The organism is Paracoccus sp. NBH48 (assembly GCF_015390265.1).
GTDB classification, from domain to species: Bacteria; Pseudomonadota; Alphaproteobacteria; order Rhodobacterales; family Rhodobacteraceae; genus Paracoccus; species Paracoccus marcusii.
In genome coordinates, this window is sequence record NZ_VUOJ01000002.1 from 349,703 (window position 1) to 365,384 (window position 15,682).

13 protein-coding genes and 1 pseudogene are annotated in these 15,682 nt (G+C 66.7%); 11 read left to right on the forward strand and 3 right to left on the reverse strand.

The genetic code is table 11. The features are described 5' to 3' along the window. Positions 1-14 precede the first annotated feature (14 nt). The 6 genes and pseudogenes from F1642_RS05285 to F1642_RS05305 all read left to right on the forward strand — a co-directional run bounded on the left by F1642_RS05285 (position 15) and on the right by F1642_RS05305 (position 6,307). Positions 15-710: a glycosyltransferase gene (locus F1642_RS05285; protein WP_370582805.1), complete on the forward strand. Its 696-nt coding sequence runs from the start codon at positions 15-17 to the stop codon at positions 708-710. Continuing rightward, positions 710-1,657, forward strand: a pseudogene (locus F1642_RS05290) (ABC transporter ATP-binding protein); the annotation flags it as partial. The gene F1642_RS05285 and the pseudogene F1642_RS05290, both read left to right, overlap by 1 nt. 124 nt (positions 1,658-1,781) lie before the next feature. Beyond that, positions 1,782-2,564 (forward strand): ABC transporter ATP-binding protein, encoded by a 783-nt coding sequence (locus F1642_RS14975; protein WP_370582787.1) that lies wholly within the window; start codon positions 1,782-1,784, stop codon positions 2,562-2,564. Further along, positions 2,548-4,704 (forward strand): phosphotransferase, encoded by a 2,157-nt coding sequence (locus F1642_RS05295; RefSeq protein WP_194885683.1) that lies wholly within the window; start codon positions 2,548-2,550, stop codon positions 4,702-4,704. Before F1642_RS14975 ends, F1642_RS05295 begins: the two co-directional genes overlap by 17 nt. Before the next feature lie 21 nt (positions 4,705-4,725). Beyond that, the gene (locus F1642_RS05300) at positions 4,726-5,910 is read left to right on the forward strand and encodes an alginate export family protein (protein ID WP_194885684.1); all 1,185 of its coding nucleotides are present in this window, start codon (positions 4,726-4,728) and stop codon (positions 5,908-5,910) included. Positions 5,911-6,058: 148 nt separating this feature from the next. Beyond that, positions 6,059-6,307, forward strand: coding sequence for a DUF2188 domain-containing protein (locus F1642_RS05305; RefSeq protein WP_194885685.1), 249 nt, complete (start codon positions 6,059-6,061; stop codon positions 6,305-6,307). 164 nt (positions 6,308-6,471) lie between these two features. Here the strand turns inward: F1642_RS05305 and F1642_RS16360 are convergent, their stop codons facing one another. Continuing rightward, positions 6,472-7,116: a hypothetical protein gene (locus F1642_RS16360; RefSeq protein ID WP_370582788.1), complete on the reverse strand. Its 645-nt coding sequence runs from the start codon at positions 7,114-7,116 to the stop codon at positions 6,472-6,474. On the opposite strand from F1642_RS16360, the gene F1642_RS15465 reads away from it, so the two are divergent. The 5 genes from F1642_RS15465 to F1642_RS05330 all read left to right on the forward strand — a co-directional run bounded on the left by F1642_RS15465 (position 7,088) and on the right by F1642_RS05330 (position 12,864). Beyond that, entirely contained in the window at positions 7,088-7,507 is a 420-nt protein-coding gene (locus F1642_RS15465; protein ID WP_370582789.1) for an ABC transporter substrate-binding protein, read from the forward strand. The genes F1642_RS16360 and F1642_RS15465 overlap by 29 nt on opposite strands. Further along, entirely contained in the window at positions 7,504-8,538 is a 1,035-nt protein-coding gene (locus F1642_RS05315) for an iron ABC transporter permease (protein ID WP_194885686.1), read from the forward strand. Before F1642_RS15465 ends, F1642_RS05315 begins: the two co-directional genes overlap by 4 nt. A 136-nt stretch (positions 8,539-8,674) precedes the next feature. Further along, positions 8,675-9,289, forward strand: a complete 615-nt coding sequence (locus F1642_RS05320) for an ABC transporter ATP-binding protein (RefSeq protein WP_255522140.1) — start codon at positions 8,675-8,677, stop codon at positions 9,287-9,289. Positions 9,290-9,986: 697 nt separating this feature from the next. After that, positions 9,987-10,253 (forward strand): hypothetical protein, encoded by a 267-nt coding sequence (locus F1642_RS05325; protein ID WP_139598747.1) that lies wholly within the window; start codon positions 9,987-9,989, stop codon positions 10,251-10,253. Positions 10,254-11,157: 904 nt separating this feature from the next. After that, the gene (locus tag F1642_RS05330) at positions 11,158-12,864 is read left to right on the forward strand and encodes an AAA family ATPase (protein WP_194885687.1); all 1,707 of its coding nucleotides are present in this window, start codon (positions 11,158-11,160) and stop codon (positions 12,862-12,864) included. Here the strand turns inward: F1642_RS05330 and F1642_RS05335 are convergent, their stop codons facing one another. Both F1642_RS05335 and F1642_RS05340 read right to left on the reverse strand, forming a co-directional pair. Continuing rightward, a complete protein-coding gene (locus F1642_RS05335; RefSeq protein WP_194885688.1) occupies positions 12,865-13,917 on the reverse strand; it encodes a TAXI family TRAP transporter solute-binding subunit in 1,053 nt (350 codons plus the stop codon). Positions 13,918-13,943: 26 nt separating this feature from the next. Further along, complete coding sequence (locus tag F1642_RS05340) at positions 13,944-15,461, reverse strand: hypothetical protein (protein WP_194885689.1); 1,518 nt, start codon at positions 15,459-15,461, stop codon at positions 13,944-13,946. Positions 15,462-15,682: the final 221 nt, after the last annotated feature.

Consider the following 15,682-nt stretch of genomic DNA (forward strand, 5'->3'; position numbering starts at 1 on the left):
TCGGGGCCGCCCGTCTGGTCGCGGCGGTGTCGGCGGTGGCGGCGGATTACGCCCGCGACCTGGGGGCCCTGCCCGACCGGGTGGCGGTCATCCCCAACGGCGTCGATGCGGCACGTTTCGACGGCAGCCCTGCGCCGGATGGGCCGTTCACCGTGGGCTTCGTCGGCACGCTGAAGCCTTGGCACGACACCGCGACCCTGGTCGAGGCTTTTGCCCTGTTGCGACGCGGCCCCGTTCCCGATGCGCGCCTGCTGATCGTGGGTGACGGGCCGCAACGGGCGGCGATCCTGGACCGGTTGGACCAGTTGTCCCTGTCGGACGCGGCCCACCTGACGGGGGCGGTCCAGCCCGACCAGATCCCCGGCTGGCTGGCGCGGATGCATGTCGCCACGGCCCCCTATCGGGCCGATCAGCCGTTCTATTTCTCTCCGCTGAAGCTCTACGAATACATGGCTGCGGGGCTGCCCGTGGTGGCCAGCGACGTGGGCGATCTGGCCCAGGTGCTGGACCGGGGCCGGCTTGGCGCCACCGTGGTACCGGATGATCCGGGCGCTTTGTCCGCGGCCCTTGCGGGTCTGGCCCGCGATCCCGCGGCGGCCACCGCGATGGGCGTACGCGCCCGCGCCGAGGTTCTGGCCCATCACGGGTGGGACCGCATCGTGTCCCGCATCATCGCCCGTGCCGGCGCCGCAGGACAGGAGGCCGCGTGATGTCGCGATCGCGTCCCGAGACGCTGACGGAATCGCTGCCCGGACTGCGCCGCGTGCTGCATCGGTTTGCCCCCTATCTGCGCCCGCATCGGGCGGTGCTGGCGGGGGCGACCACCGCGCTGGTCAGCGCCACGCTGATGCGGCTGCTGGAACCCTGGCCGCTGAAATTCGTCATCGACCGCGTGGTGCCGTCCGGCACGGCGGGAACAGGCGGATCGGGTGTCGCGGCGGTGGATACGCTGGACCCCATGACGCTTCTGGCGCTGTGCGCAGTTGGCTTGGTGGGCATCATCGGGCTGCGCGCGCTGTTCCAGTACCTGGCGACCATCGGCTTTGCGATCGTCGGCAACCGGGTGCTGACCCAGGTCCGCGGCGACCTGTTCCGGCACCTGCAGGGACTGTCGCTTGGCTTTCACACCCGGTCCAAGGCGGGCGATTTGACCATGCGCCTGATCGGTGACGTGGCCATGCTCAAGGAGACCGCCGTCACTGCCGCCCTGCCGCTGGCCGCGAACGTGTTGGTCCTGCTGGGCATGGTCGCCGTGATGATGGTGCTGGACTGGCAGCTGGCGTTGATCGCGCTGATTCCGCTGCCGGTTCTGTGGTTCGCATCCATCCGCGCAGGAAAGAAGATCCAGGCCGCCAGCCGCAAGCAGCGCAAGGTCGAGGGCCAGATGGCCGCCACCGCGGCCGAGGCGATGTCCTCCATGCGCACGGTTCAGGCCCTGTCGATCGAGGATCGCGCGGCCGACACCTTCTCCGGCGCGAACGGCACCAGCATGGCGGGCGACGTGCGGGCCAAGCGCATCGCGGCGGCGCTGGAACGGCTGGTCGACCTGCTGGTCGCCTGCGCCATCGCGCTGGTTCTTTATTTCGGCACGTTGCAGGTGCTGCGCGGGCGGCTGACGCCGGGCGACCTGCTGGTCTTCATCACCTATCTCAAGGCGACGTTCCGGCCCATCCGGGGGCTATGCCAAATACGCGTCCCGTCTGGCCAAGGCCAGCGCCGCGGGCGAACGGGTCGTCCAGCTGCTGGACGAGGTGCCCGAGATCCGCGACCGCGCCGGTGCCGTGGCCGCCCCCGCCTATGCCGGGCGGATCACGTTCGACGGCCTGACCTTCGGCTATGGCGGGGGTCGGCCCACGCTGGACGGGCTGACGCTGGACATTCCGGCGGGCACGAATGTTGCGCTGACCGGGCCGTCCGGGGCGGGCAAGTCCACGTTGGCCGGACTGCTTCTGCGCCTTTACGATCCGTCGGGCGGGCGCATCCTGATCGACGGGCAGGACATCCGCGACGTGACGATGACCAGCCTGCGCCGCCAGATCGGCTTTGTCCCACAGGAGACGGTCCTGTTCAGCGGCACGTTGGCCGACAACATCGCCTTGGGCGCGGGCCGCGACGTCACCCGGGACGAGATCGAGGCCGCCGCCCGCCTGGCCAACGCGCATGATTTCATCGCGGCCCTGCCCGACGGCTATGACTCCCAGGTCGCGGAGCGCGGCGCCACCCTGTCGGCAGGTCAGCGCCAGCGCATCGCCATCGCCCGCGCCGCCCTGCGCCGCTGTCCGGTGCTGGTCCTGGACGAGCCCACGACCGGCTTGGACAGCAGCAACGAGGCCACCGTGTCCGAGGCGATCTGGCGCCTGGCCAAGGGCCGCACCAGCCTGCTGATCACCCACGACCTGTCGCAGGCCGCCCGCGCGGACCGCATCGTGTTCCTGGAGGCGGGCCGGGTGGCCGAACAGGGCAACCATGCCGACCTGCTGGCGCGCGGCGGACGCTATGCCCGTCTGTGGGCGCTGCAGGGTCGTGGTCAGGATGGGGGGGCGCTGCGTGCTGTCGCCGGCTGATCGCGCGATCTGCGACCGTGATCCGGCGCTGGCCGGTCTGCCGCTGATGCTGGACGCGCAGGCGATGGCGGCGGCCTTGGGGTGTGACGCCTTGCAGCCGGCCTATCTGCGCTACAAACCCGGGGTCAGCTGCGTCGCGTCGTTCCTGTCCACGGATGGAGAGGCGCTGGCCGCCTATGCTTATGCCCCCGACCGGTATGCCGAGGAAAGCCGCCGGTCCCGTTGGCGCGACAACCCCGATGTCGTGATGCTGCCCGACCGCGGCGTGATCGTCATCCCGGCGCGGCTGGACCGTCATCTGCGCAGCCTTGCGCGGTTCCTGGACCCTGCACGGCGACAGGACGCCCTGCGGCGCGTGACCGGCGTGCAGCCGCATCTGGCTGCGGGCGACCTGATCCTGCTGCGTTACAAGCCGGGGCGACGGCTGGTGGCCCGCCTCGACCTTGACGGCCAGCCGCAAGGGGTTCTGAAGATCATGGCCGGGGCGGGCTTCGACCAGGCGCTTGTCGGCGCGACAGCGGCCATGGCGCATGGGCAGGCCGCCCTGCTGGGGGCCGACAGCGGCTTGCGCGCGATGATGACCGCTTGGGTGCCGGGCCGCCCGGTCTGCCCGCAGATGACCGGTCACGCGCCCGACGCGGACACCTGCACGCGGATCGGCGCGGCCTTGGCCGCGCTGCATGCCGATCCGTTCCGACCCGCCGCCGCATGGACCGCCCCGGCCGATGCAAGGTCGGTCCTGACCGCCGCCGCCGATCTTGCGCCGCTGGATGCCGAGCTGAGCGTCCTGGCCCATGAGATCGCGACCGATCTGGCCGACCGGCTGGCCCAGGCCACGTTCGATCCGGTGATGGTGCACGGCGATTTCAGCGCGGATCAGGTGGTGATGGGGGCCGATGGTCCGGTCATCCTGGACTGGGACAACGCCGGCTGCGGCGATCCGGCCCGCGATCTGGGCAGCTTCCTGGGCCGGATCGATGCGCAGGTGGTGGACGGCATCCTGTCGCGCGTCGAGGCCGATGACATAGCGGGCGCGGTCCTGCGCGGCTATGGCGGCGGGCCCGTCACGCTGCCCCTCCACCATGCCCGCGCCCTGATGTTGCTGGTGACCGAGGGGTTTCGTGCCCGCCATCCCGACTGGCCTGCGCGCGCGCGGACCCTCTTGGACCGTGCGGCCCAGGTCATGCGCGGCGCATCCGCGGACCCTGCCATGCCACAGCTGGACGCCGCCCTGGACCCCGACCAAGCGCGGCCCGCGCTGCAGACGGCGACGGGGCTTGATCTCACGGGCCGGCCCCAGCTCCTCCGCCACAAGCCGGGCCGCAGGGCACTGGTCCGCTATCCGACTGGCGGGGCGACCACGGCCATCCTGGGCAAGCTGCGTGCGAAGGGAACGGATGTCCGCATGCCCGCCGTCCACGATGCCTTGCGCGATGCCGGTCTGGACGGTCGGGCACCGCACGGGGCGGGTGTCCCGCGCGCCCGCGGCATCGTCGACACGATGCGGATGTGGTTGCAGGACGAGGTGCCCGGCCGACCCCTGACCCCGACCGATGTCGCGGCGATGGCGCAGACCGGCGTGGCGCTGGCCCACCTGCATGGGGTTCCCCCTGTCACCGACCGCCGCTGGACCCACGCGGACGAGCTGTCGGTCCTGGATCGCGCCCTGACCCAGGCGGCAGAGCTGTTGCCCGCGCGAAAGGCGGAACTGCGGCGCATCCTGCACGCCGCCAGGGATCGGATGGGCCGGCTTCGCGACGACCAGCATTGCGGCATCCACCGCGATTTCTATTTCGACCAGGTGCTGATCGCCGATGCGCAGGTCTGGCTGGTCGATCTGGACCTGTATGCGGTGGGCGACCCGGCGGTGGACCTGGGCAATTTCCTGGCGCATCTGGACGAATACGCCCTGCGGACCACGGGCGACGTCGGCGCGCTGAGCGCATCGGCCCGGGCCTTCCTGGACGGCTATGCCGGCATCCGCCCCCTGCCCTGCCCCCGGCGCATCGCAACCATGCGCACGCTGTCGCTGGCCCGCCACATCCGCATCAGCCTTCGTTTCGATGATCGCAGGCACACCACGGACGCGCTGATCGAGCAGTCCCTCAGAGCCTGCGCCACCTGCCACCAGCAAACCTGATTACCAAGAAAGAACCTGCGCATGGACCGTATCGGCCCCCTGCTGATTGCCGCGACCCTGTCCCTTCCCGTCCCGGCCCTGGCCGACCCGCCCGCGATCGAGTTCCGTCGGTCGCTGCAGCTGGACCTGGCCTATGAACGGCAGACGGATGATGGCGACCGGGACCGCGAGGGGGCCGTCAGCCCGCTGTTCCGCCTGATCGGCGAGGTCGCGTCAGAGGAAACATGGTCCGGCTTCTTCGAATTCGACGTCTTCTCCGAACGGGTCTGGGAACGCGGAGAGCCGCGCAGCACGACCAACACCGCGCGCGTCAATCAGGCCTATCTGCAGTATGACGACGGCTTTCTCATTCGCGCCGGGCGGTGGCTGTACCGCGACGAACGCGAATGGCTGATCGACGAGAACATCGACGGTGTCATGGCCCGCTTCGACGCGGGCCCGGTACGCATCGACGCGCTGGCAGGCCGCGTGGGCTGGCTGCCCCGCACCCTGTTCGAGCCGGGGTCGCGCGGCGACCGCATCGCCTATTACGGCCTGCTTGCGCAGATGGAACCCGTTGATGACCGCTTAGTCGAGGCATTCGCCATCCTTGGCGACGACCGCGAGAGGGGTGCCGGAGAGCAGCTGTCCCTGGGCCTGCGGTCCTGGGGAGAGTTGGGCGACGGCCTGACCTATTGGGCGGATGCGGGGCTGTCGCGCGGATCGGACGACGACCGCCGTTTGAAGGGATACGGGTTCGACATCGGCGCGACCCGCCTGTGGGAGGATCACGACCTGCAGCCGCGCCTGACGGTGGCCTTTGCCCAAGGCAGCGGCGACGGCGATCCCGGCGACGGCACCGACCGCGCCTATCGCCAGACAGGGCTGCAGTCGAACGAGGCGCGTCTGGGCGGGTTCGCCAAGCTGAAATACTATGGCGAGGCGCTTGATCCCGATCTGAGCGACATCCGCATCGCGACCGCCGGCGTCGGCCTGACCGCAAACGACGCAGTATCGGTCGATCTGCTGTACCACCACTATCGCCGTGTGTCGGTGACACAGGGACAGGACCGCCACCTGGGCGACGCGCTGGACCTGGTCCTGGGCCTTCGCCCGACCGATGCACTGGAAATCGACGCGGCGATCGGCTGGTTCGCCGGGGGGTCCGACGCGGCCGACCCCGACCGCGGCATGGCTGCCCGGATCGAGATGGAATACGCGTTCTGACGCGCCTGCCAGCGGGCATGCAGGGCCAGGAAAGTTTTCGCGGAACGGAGCGAGCGGGCGGGCCGTTGATGCGGGAGCTGCGAAAACAGGCAATCGCGCGGACCGGACGACCCGTGACCGTGCGCCTGCCCAAGCAAGGACAAAGCGAATGACCAAGATCGTGTACGAGATCGTCGAGCATGACGGTGGCTGGGCCTACAAGCTGGACGACGTGTTCTCGGAAACCTATCCCACAAAGGAACAGGCAACCGCCGCCGCCAACGACGTCGCCGCGCGGCAGCAGTTGAGCGGCGAGTCGGAGGTCGTCCAGTACCAGGACGAAAAGGGCAACTGGCGCGAGGAGGACGTGTCGGGCGACGACCGCCCCGAGGTCGACGTTCGCGACGGCGCGAAATAAGCGGGATAAGCCTTAAAGTTGACGGCGTCGGCGCAACCCCCTGTGCCGACGCTGATATTTCCGTCGCCGCAAGACCGCCACCCTGCGACGCCATCGTTGAGGGGCCCTAAAGTTGACTATTTTCGTTGCCGACCTGATCCGGCGGTGCTATCGGCCCCGCAACGTCATACAAGATCAGGCAGCAGACCATGCACCAGCCCCCCCGATTCATCCTTGCGGCCTTGGCCTGTCTTGCAGCGCCCGCGACGCTCTGGGCCGAACCGACGCAGTATCCGCTGACGCTGGAGAACTGCGGCGTTGAGATCACCATCGAGCAGGCGCCGCAGAATGCCGTGGCCTTGGGACAGAACAGCGCCGAGATCCTGCTGATGCTGGGGCTGCAGGACAGGTTGGCCGCGTCGGCCTTCTGGCCCACCAAGGTGCTGCCAGAGCTGGAAGAGGCGAATGCCGCCGTCGAGATCCTGACCGTCGAACAGCCCACGCTGGAGGGGATTTTGACCAAGGAGCCGGACTTCGTGGCGGCACAGCTGCCGCTGCTGCTGGGCGATGACAGCAAGGTCGCCAAGCGACAGGACTTTGCCGATCTGGGCATTCCCAGCTATCTGTCGCCCGGCATCTGCAACACCCGCGACGATGCCGGCGACATCTATGGCAGCCGCGATCAACTGTGGAACATGGACCTTCTGTACCAGGAGATCGACGAGCTGTCGCGCATCTTCGACGTGGCCGATCGCGGGCAGGCGCTGATCGCAGACTTCCGCAAGCGCGAGGCCGACCTGCGTGCGCGGTTTCGACCGCGACGACGACATGACCTTCCTGTTCTGGTTCTCCAGCCCCTCGGCCGGAGAGGACGCCTATCTGGGCGGCAAGAACGGCGCGTCGGGCTTCATCGCCGACCTGCTGGGCGGCCGCAACGCGATCACGACCGAGGCGGAATGGCCGACTGTCGGGTGGGAGGGCATCATCGCCGCCGATCCGACCTATATCGTCGCTGCATCGCTGGACCGCGACCGGTGGGACCTGGACCGCGCCGACAACAAGATCGCGTTCCTGGAAAGCGACCCCTCGGTCAGCCAGATGCCCGCGGTGCAGCAGGGCCACATCCTGACCATGAATGGCGCGGCGATGAACCCGACGATCCGCACCATCTATGGCGCCGAGGAGCTGGCCCGTCAGCTGGACGCGCTGCAGGGGAAATGAGCGTTTCGGCCCATCGCGGCAGGGGCGGTTTCGCCGCCCTGCTGATGATCGCGACCGCGGCCGTGACGGTCGCGGTGGCCTTGGCCGTCAGCATTGGAGAGATGCGAATCCCGCTGGCGACCGTCGGCCTGTCGGCCACCAACCACCTGGGCTGGACCGATGCCCAGATCAGCCGCATCCAGGATAGCGTGATCTGGGACCTGCGTCTCAGCCGGGCGCTGGTCGCGGCGCTGTGCGGGGCGGGATTGGCGATCTGCGGTGCGATCCTGCAATCGCTGCTGCGCAATACCTTGGCCGAACCCTATGTGCTGGGCGTGTCCGCGGGCGCGTCGACGGGGGCCGTGGCGGTGATCATCCTGGGCGTCGGCGCGGGCACCGTGTCGCTGTCGGCCGGCGCCTTTGCCGGGGCGCTGGCGGCCTTTGCCTTCGTGGCGCTGCTGTCGGACGGCGGGCGCGGCGGGCCGGACCGCACGATCCTGGCCGGGGTCGCGGCCGCACAGCTGTTCAACGCGCTGACCGCCTATGTCGTCACCACATCGGGCAACGCGCAGCAGGCGCGCGACGTGATGTTCTGGCTGCTGGGCAGCTTTGGCGGCGTGCGCTGGCCGGAATTCCAGCTGCTGGCCGTGGTGATGCTGATCGGGCTTGTCGTCTGCATCTGGTATGCACACGCGCTGGATGCCTTCACCTTCGGCGACGACGCGGCCGCGTCCATGGGGATCGCGGTGGGCCGGGTGCGGATCGTCCTGTTCGCGACGACGGCGTTGATCACCGCGACCATCGTCAGCATGGTCGGATCCATCGGCTTTGTCGGGCTAGTCGTCCCCCACGCGGTGCGGTTCCTGATCGGGCCGGGACATATGCGTCTGCTGCCCGCCTGCGCGGTGGTCGGCGCGGTCTTCATGGTCTTGGCCGACATCGTCTCGCGCAGCGTGATGACTCAGCAGACCCTGCCCATCGGCATCGTCACTGCGCTGGTGGGCGTCCCGTGCTTTTCACTGATCCTGTACCGCGCGAGGGCCACGGCATGAGCATTGCAGCCACCAACCTGTCCTGGGGCGTCGGGCGCAAGGCGATCCTGCATGACGTGTCGCTGCGCGTTCAACCGGGCACGATCCTGGGGCTGTTGGGGCCGAACGGTCGGGCAAGTCCTCTCTGCTGCGGCTGTTGGCGGGGCTGCGGCGGCCGGACCGGGGCCAGGTCACGCTGGATGGACAGGACATTGCCGGAATGCGCCGGCGCGACCTGGCACGGCGCGTGGCTCTGGTCCAGCAGCACGCGCAGACCGAGATGAACGTGACCGTCCAGGAGGTCGTGATGCTGGGACGGACACCCCACCGCGCGCCTCTGGCGGGATGTTCGACGGCCGACATGATCGCGGTCCAACGGGCGCTGGAACAGGTCGACATGACCGCGTTCCGCCATGAAAGCTGGCAGGGCCTGTCGGGCGGCGAGCGTCAGCGCGTCCAGATCGCCCGTGCCTTGGCCCAGCAGCCCCGAGAGCTGTTCCTGGACGAGCCGACCAATCATCTGGACATCCAGCATCAGCTGGACCTGCTGCGGCTGGTTTCCAGACTTGGGCTGACCAGCATCGTGGCGCTGCACGATCTGAACCACGCGGCCATGTTCTGCGACCGCCTGCTGGTGCTTGACCAAGGCCGCGTCGTGGCGGATGGTCCCCCGGCCGAGGTGCTGACGCAGGACCTGTTGGCCGACGTGTTTCGGGTGACATGTGATTTCCATCACGCGCGCGACGGACGGCGTCACATCCTGTTCCAGTAAGACCTGTGGTCAGGACCGACAACCTGGACGGAACAGCATGGCGTCTTTCGCAATTAAGCGTTGAAATTAAGCGATTTTTTGCCGTTCAGCGGGGATAACCGGAACTTGACGTGACACGCGGGCGGGGTCCGTTATGCATCCCACAACGCAAGCAACGCCCTGGTGGCTGATCAAGGTGCCAGGACGCACGCATCACAGCAAAGGCCCGTGACATGACCCAACGCCGCAGCCAGCTGACAGCCCGCCTTGGGGCGCTGACCATGACCGCCTGCCTGATCGCCGCGCAGGCGGGGGCACAGGGCAACACGGGGGGCATTCCACGGCGCAGGACATCTGGCGGCACCTGCCGCCCCTGCCCGGCCAGGCTGCCGCGCCCGAACCGCAGCCGGCGCCCGAAGCACCCCCGGCGCCCCGACCCGAGCGGGCGGCTCCGGCGGAACCCGCTCCCCGCACGCCGGTCGCCGTCGCGCCACCCAGCCCGCCTGTCGCGGCGCCGGTACCCGTGCCCGTCGCGCCATCACCGGCGCCCGTGCCGGTTCCTGTGCCTGTGCCCGTTGCGCCATCGCCGGTGCCCGTCTCACCTCCCGGTGCACCCGTGTTCACGCAACCCCCCGCCACGACGGCCCCCGTGCCGTGGAATGGCATCCCCGCGGCGACACCGTCCTTCGGATCGCGGACATTGGCGCAGGCGCGGGTCGTGATCCACTATCCCGAACGCGGCGGGTTCGAGCGTTCGCAGGAAATCAGCCGCCTTCTGCGCGCCCTTGGCACGGCCGAGGTCGAGACCCGTCCCGTCCGCTACGCAGTCGACCGCCAGAGCATCCGTTATTTTCAGGACGCCGACCGCGAGGTTTCCGGGACCATCGCCGACTTGATCGGCGGGGGTGGCCGGGAGACGGTGGCAGACTTCACCTTCTTCCGCCCCACCCCGCGGGACGGCACGATCGAAATTTGGCTGCCGTGATTGGGGGCGTCTGTATTGGCGCCTCCGGAGAGCGGAGTACTCTGGCGTGAAGCCAAGGCGATCGTGACTTGCCTTTCCGGGTAGGCTGGCCTTTCCCCTATAAAACAGGCCATGAAAACGCCAGCGCATAGTACTAGGCGTCTCGATTGCGCTGGCCTGCCGATCATTTAAAAGCTCAGTATACTTGCAGTTTTTCTGAACGCTCCGGTGGTGCCAAAAGCGAAAAACTTTTCTCCAATATTCGCTACATGGTTGATAGATTATTTTCGTATCAACCTTTTGGAGAATAAGGCTCAATCATCCATGTCGGTAAAAGAAGTGGAATATGCTGTTCTATACTTAAAAGTCCGGGCAGGACTTTCTATTATGCGCATGCGCCACGGAATCAACAGATGCAAAGCCGTCTGCGCCAATAACGCCCAGAAGGACATTTTAAGATACCAAAAGGATTAACGTGGAGACGTACACTATTTAGTAGATGTTGCTCGCTAAACCCCAAGGCTATTATCTTACATGAATTTGATTTATAATGAAAATTCTAGAAAAAATCCTTGCGGATATTCTAGCCTAACCCTAAACGCATCTGTCTGTCATGCCATAAAAACTAGCCAATACTGATATCATTTAAAAATTTCGGCATTTTAGGCGATCATACTAAAGACCCCTAAATAATATATATGCCACATATTTTCTCGGAGCGTCTGTAAAGGTTTCAACAGAGGCGTTCATCATGGCACCGTCATACCGCCGGACAATACCAACAATTGACATGCACTTTTCAGGGACCTGAGCAGGTGGCCGATGGACCCTCGCGCCATTCTTGTTTACCTTGGTTAACAGAGCATATCGATTGTGTGGCATCCGTTTCGGTATGCCTGGACCCCGTGCCTTGGTGGAGAGAGCAGTGGACAACGCCTTTGATACACTGTCCTGTCCCTGCTTCGCGTCGGCACCGGGCCGGCATCAACTGTATCTGACCGAAGCGCATCGCGATCATCTGGCGATGATCAAGGCCTGGACCAAGTTCGACCGTGGGCTGCTGGTCCTGTCGGGGCCGGCCCGGATCGGGAAGACGGTCCTGACGTCGGAGTTCATCGCGCAATCCTCCGGTGACATGAAGATCGGACGGGTCACGCTGAATCGTCCGGGCATGGATCTGTCGCAGGAAGCGCCCAAGGCGTTCGGCATCAGTTCCCCTGACCCGTTGACGGAACTGACACGGCTTCTGGAGAAAGGGCGCTCGACCTACCGGAAATGTGTCCTGATCGTCGACAATGCGCATCTGTTGTCCGAACCCTCCAAGGAATTTCTGGAGGAGATCACGGCCGCCTCGGGCTTGCCGCAGCCGTTGTATGTCCTGCTGGTCGGACGTGGAGAGGCCGCAGCCCTGCTCGACCCCCCAATTCATGACGAGTTGCGGCGCAGGATCGGGGGGCATCTGCGGATGCAGCCCCTCACGCAGGCAGAGACCGCCGACTATATCGCACATCGCTTCCGCGTCCGGAAATGCCCTTGTCACGGAGGACGCCAGCCTTTCGATGCCGGCGGGCTTTGGCTGATCCATGAGGCCTCAGGCGGCAATCCCGGCCAGATCGACCGCCTGGTGCGGCACTGCTTGTCCCGCGAGCGCATGGCTCCAGGCGGCCGGATGGACGAGGTTTACGTCCATGCCTGTCTGTCCGAATTGGCGCAGGCCGGGACCCTGCCCCGCCCGTTGCCCGATTTGCCTGCAGGCGGGTACCGCGATGAAGCGGCATCCATCGGAGAACCCGCTGAACCGCCGTCTTTTCCGGAACCCTATGTCGGGACAGCGCCCGCGGGGCATGTGCCCTTGCTATTGGAGGAGCCGCCCGCGCGTCGGTGGCAGACGCCCGCCCTGGCCGGCGCGGCCGTGATCGGTCTTGTCGCAGTCGGCGGCTATCTGCTGACCCCGGACCGGGCGCCCGTCGATCAGGCCGCGGGAACTCCGGCGGTGGCTGTCCAAGCACCCGAAGCGGCGACCCCTGCACCCGCGCCCATCGCACCGGAACCCGTGGCCGAACCCGCCCCGCGGCAGGCCGCGATCGTGACAGAGGTCGAGGAGAACGCTCCGGACGCGCAGATTCTCCTGACGCAGGCGCTCGAGGCGGATATCGTCGATCAGGCGGCGGCGCTGGCGCTGTACAAGCGTGCTGCGCTGTGGGGCAACGAACGGGCCGCGTACTATCTGGGTCAGCTGTACGAGACCGGCATCGGGGTCGAGGCCGATCCGAACAGCGCCCGCGCATGGTATCGCAAGGCACCCGATATCTCGGGCGCGGTTGCACGGCTTCGCGAGCTTGACGTCGCCGATGCGTCCCCCGCAGAGATTCCCGGCATGCCCACCCCGAACCGCCAGACCATCCTGACGGCAGGTCAGTCCGAACTGTACTGGTCCGCACCCGATGGGCCGGACCCTGTGCAGTATCGCGTGGAATTCAACGTCGAAGGATCGGAGCAGATCGAACAGATCGACACCGACCTGACGGCTGCCCTGATTGAACAGCCCGTCGCACGGTGGCGGGTCGCGGCCCTGCGCGCCGACGGTACGCCCGGCCCGGCATCGGACTGGGCGGTGCCGACGGCGCCCTGATCAGCAGCCTAGAACGGCGCAGATGTTGCGGCGATAGGCGGCGTTGGCCTCGCTGTCGGTCGGCGTCTCGGCCTCTGGCGCGACGGGGGTGCAGCTGGGCACGTATTCCGGGTCGATCCCCCGGTTCACGCAGGTCGAGATGTCCCAGCCCGGCGGAATGTCGGTCAGGTCGACCGACTGCCATTTTGCATGACCGTCGGAGCGCAGGGTGTCGATGTTGGACAGGATCAGCGACGACAGGTCCGACACGCCGCGGCAGCTGGCCTGATGATAGCGGTTGCCACGCGGATCGTATTCATAGGTCATCAGCACCGCCTTGACGGCGACCAGGTCCACCGGGTCCGGCTGAAAGGCATAGGTCCCGCCCGCCAGCGTCGCCGGGGTATAGACCGCCTGCAGCGTGTCATCCTGGATCGGCAGCAGGTGAAACTGCTCTCCGTCGATCTCGTTTTCGGCATACAGCGCGGCCGGCGCCCCCGCGACATAGAAGAAGGCATCGATGTCGCCCGCTTCCAGCTGCGGCAGCGCATCGCCGGGTGCGATGGGCAATACCTCGGCCGGTTCGATGCCGGCCAGAGAGATCATCAGCGATGCGGTCAGATAGGTGCCGCTGTCTTCGACCCCGATGGCGACCCGCTTGCCATTCAGCCCGCCGAAGTCGGCGATGTCGCGGCGCGCCAGGATGTGGACTTCCTCCTCATACAGGGGAAAGGCGATCCGAACGCCGGCAATGGCCCGCGCCACGGCAGGATCATCGCTCGCGAATGTCTGCATGTACTCCAGCACGTCGTTCTGGACGATGCCGAACTGAGTGTTGGGGCGCTGACGCACGGCCAGGAAATTCTCCAGCGAGCCAGCCGATTCGACGACCTCCAGGTTCTGGCCGCATTGCTGCATCAGGCCGCTCAGGTCGCGACCGATCTGGATATAAGTGCCGGTCGGCGATCCGGTCATGATCGTCATGTCGGCGTTCTGGGCATGGCCTGCGACGGACATGCCGGACGCCACGCAGATCCCGAAGGCAAGGCGTCGCAGAAGCTTGGAAATTGGCATCGTCGTCTCTTTCCGCTTGAGGAATGTCAGCATCCGTCCAGCCCAGCCAGAAGGACAAGCAACGCTTGGCGGTTGATGGGGTTCTGGACCTCGCGCAGCGCGTCGATGGTGCATTGGCCTTCGACCAGCAGGTCGCGCAGCCGATCGCGCGACGCCTGTGATTGCGGAAGACCGGGCGTGGTGGCCAGGATGGCGCTGACCTGATCCGCGTCCCGCGCTTGCAGAGCCGAGCCGTCGTCACCGGTGACCGCCAGTTGCGCGTCTGCCGCAGGTTCCTGCGTTGCCACGGGGGCCGGTTCGGCGGGCGCATCCGTCGGCGGCTCGGGGGCGGCTGCCTGCTCCGGCTCAGCCTGCTGTGCGGCCAGGTCGGTGCTCAGCGTCTCGATCTGCGTCTGCAACGCTGCGGCACGCTCCTCCTGCACGGCGATCTGTGCGGCAAGGCTCTCGGACCGGTTCAGGTCGGCCTGCATCGCGTCACGACGCGTGGTCAGCTCTGCCAGTTCCGATTGCACTGCATTCAACTCGGCCTCGGCCGCGGACGCCTGTTCCTCCTGCTCCGCGATTTGCACGGAGAGGTTTTCGGACTGCTCCAACTCAGCCTGCATCGCATCGCGACGCGTGATCAGCTCTGCCAGTTCCGTCCGGAGGGCATTCAGCTGCGCCTCCGCAGCGGCAGCCTGCTCCTCTCGCTCCGCAACCTGCGTGGAGAGGCCTTCCGCCTGCTCAAGCTCCGTCTGCATCGCATCGCGACGCGCGGTCAACTCCGTCAGTTCCGTCTGAACTTCGTCCAACTGGGCCTGAGCGGCGGCCATCTGATCCTCCCGCTCTGCAACCTGTGCAGAGAGGCCTTCGGATTGCTCCAGTTCCGCTCGCACCGCGTCGCGACGTGTGGTCAGCTCAGCCAGTTCAGCCTGCGCGGCAGCCAATTGCGCCTCGACGGCAGCCGCCTGTTCCTGTCTCTCTGCAACCTCTGCAGAAAGGCTTTCGGACCGCTCCAATTCCGCCTGCATCGCATCGCGACGCGTTGTCAGATCCGCCAGCTCCGCACGCATCGCGTCAAGCTGCGGTTCAATCTCCTGCCGCGCAGAGGTCATCTCGTCACGGCTGGCGGTGGCGGCTGCTATCTCCTCCTCCAGCACGGCAAGTCTCTGTGCCTGCTCCTGCTCGGTCGTGCGAAGATCTTCCGTCCGTTGAGCCAGTTCCTCCGCCTCGGCGCGCCGCGCTTCGAGGGTGGTGTTCGAGTCCTCAAGTTCCGCCTCAGCCGCCGCGATCCGGGTTCTCAGATCAGCTTCCTGCGCCTCTGCACTCTCGGTGCCGCTTTGAACCGTGCCCTGGTTCTCTTGCGCGCCCGCAAGGCTTTCCTGCTCCTGCGCAAGCTGGCTGGTCGCCGCCTCGATCCTGGCCGTCAGCTCGCTCAGCTCCGTACGCGCCGCCTCGACCTGAGGCTCCAGCTCGGCAGCCTCAAGCTCCATTTGCGCGATGATCTGACGCAAGGCCTGCGCCTGCGCGGCCAGGTCATCCGGCGTCGCCTGCGCCGATGCCAAGGGAGCTGTCCCCAGAAAGCCGACCGCTGCCAGAGCGGCTATCGGAACACGAGAAAACACGAACACAATTAAAATCCTCCGTAGTTTCATAATGAAGCCACATGACGGATTGTCAAGTTTGGCCAGCCCAGACGCGGGGATTCATCTGTAGAGAAATCCCCGCAAACGCTCCTGATAGCGCGTAGCGCATCTGAACCACCACCGTGCAAATCCGGCGCGCT

Excerpts from the sequence above, each read along its gene's own strand:
- F1642_RS05300 (WP_194885684.1), top strand. The coding sequence starts at position 4,726 with ATGGACCGTATCGGCCCCCTGCTGATTGCCGCGACCCTGTCCCTTCCC.
- F1642_RS05315 (WP_194885686.1), top strand. The coding sequence starts at position 7,504 with ATGAGCGTTTCGGCCCATCGCGGCAGGGGCGGTTTCGCCGCCCTGCTG.
- F1642_RS16360 (WP_370582788.1), bottom strand. The coding sequence starts at position 7,116 with ATGTCGTCGTCGCGGTCGAAACCGCGCACGCAGGTCGGCCTCGCGCTT.
- F1642_RS05335 (WP_194885688.1), bottom strand. The coding sequence starts at position 13,917 with ATGCCAATTTCCAAGCTTCTGCGACGCCTTGCCTTCGGGATCTGCGTG.
- F1642_RS05305 (WP_194885685.1), top strand. The coding sequence starts at position 6,059 with ATGACCAAGATCGTGTACGAGATCGTCGAGCATGACGGTGGCTGGGCC.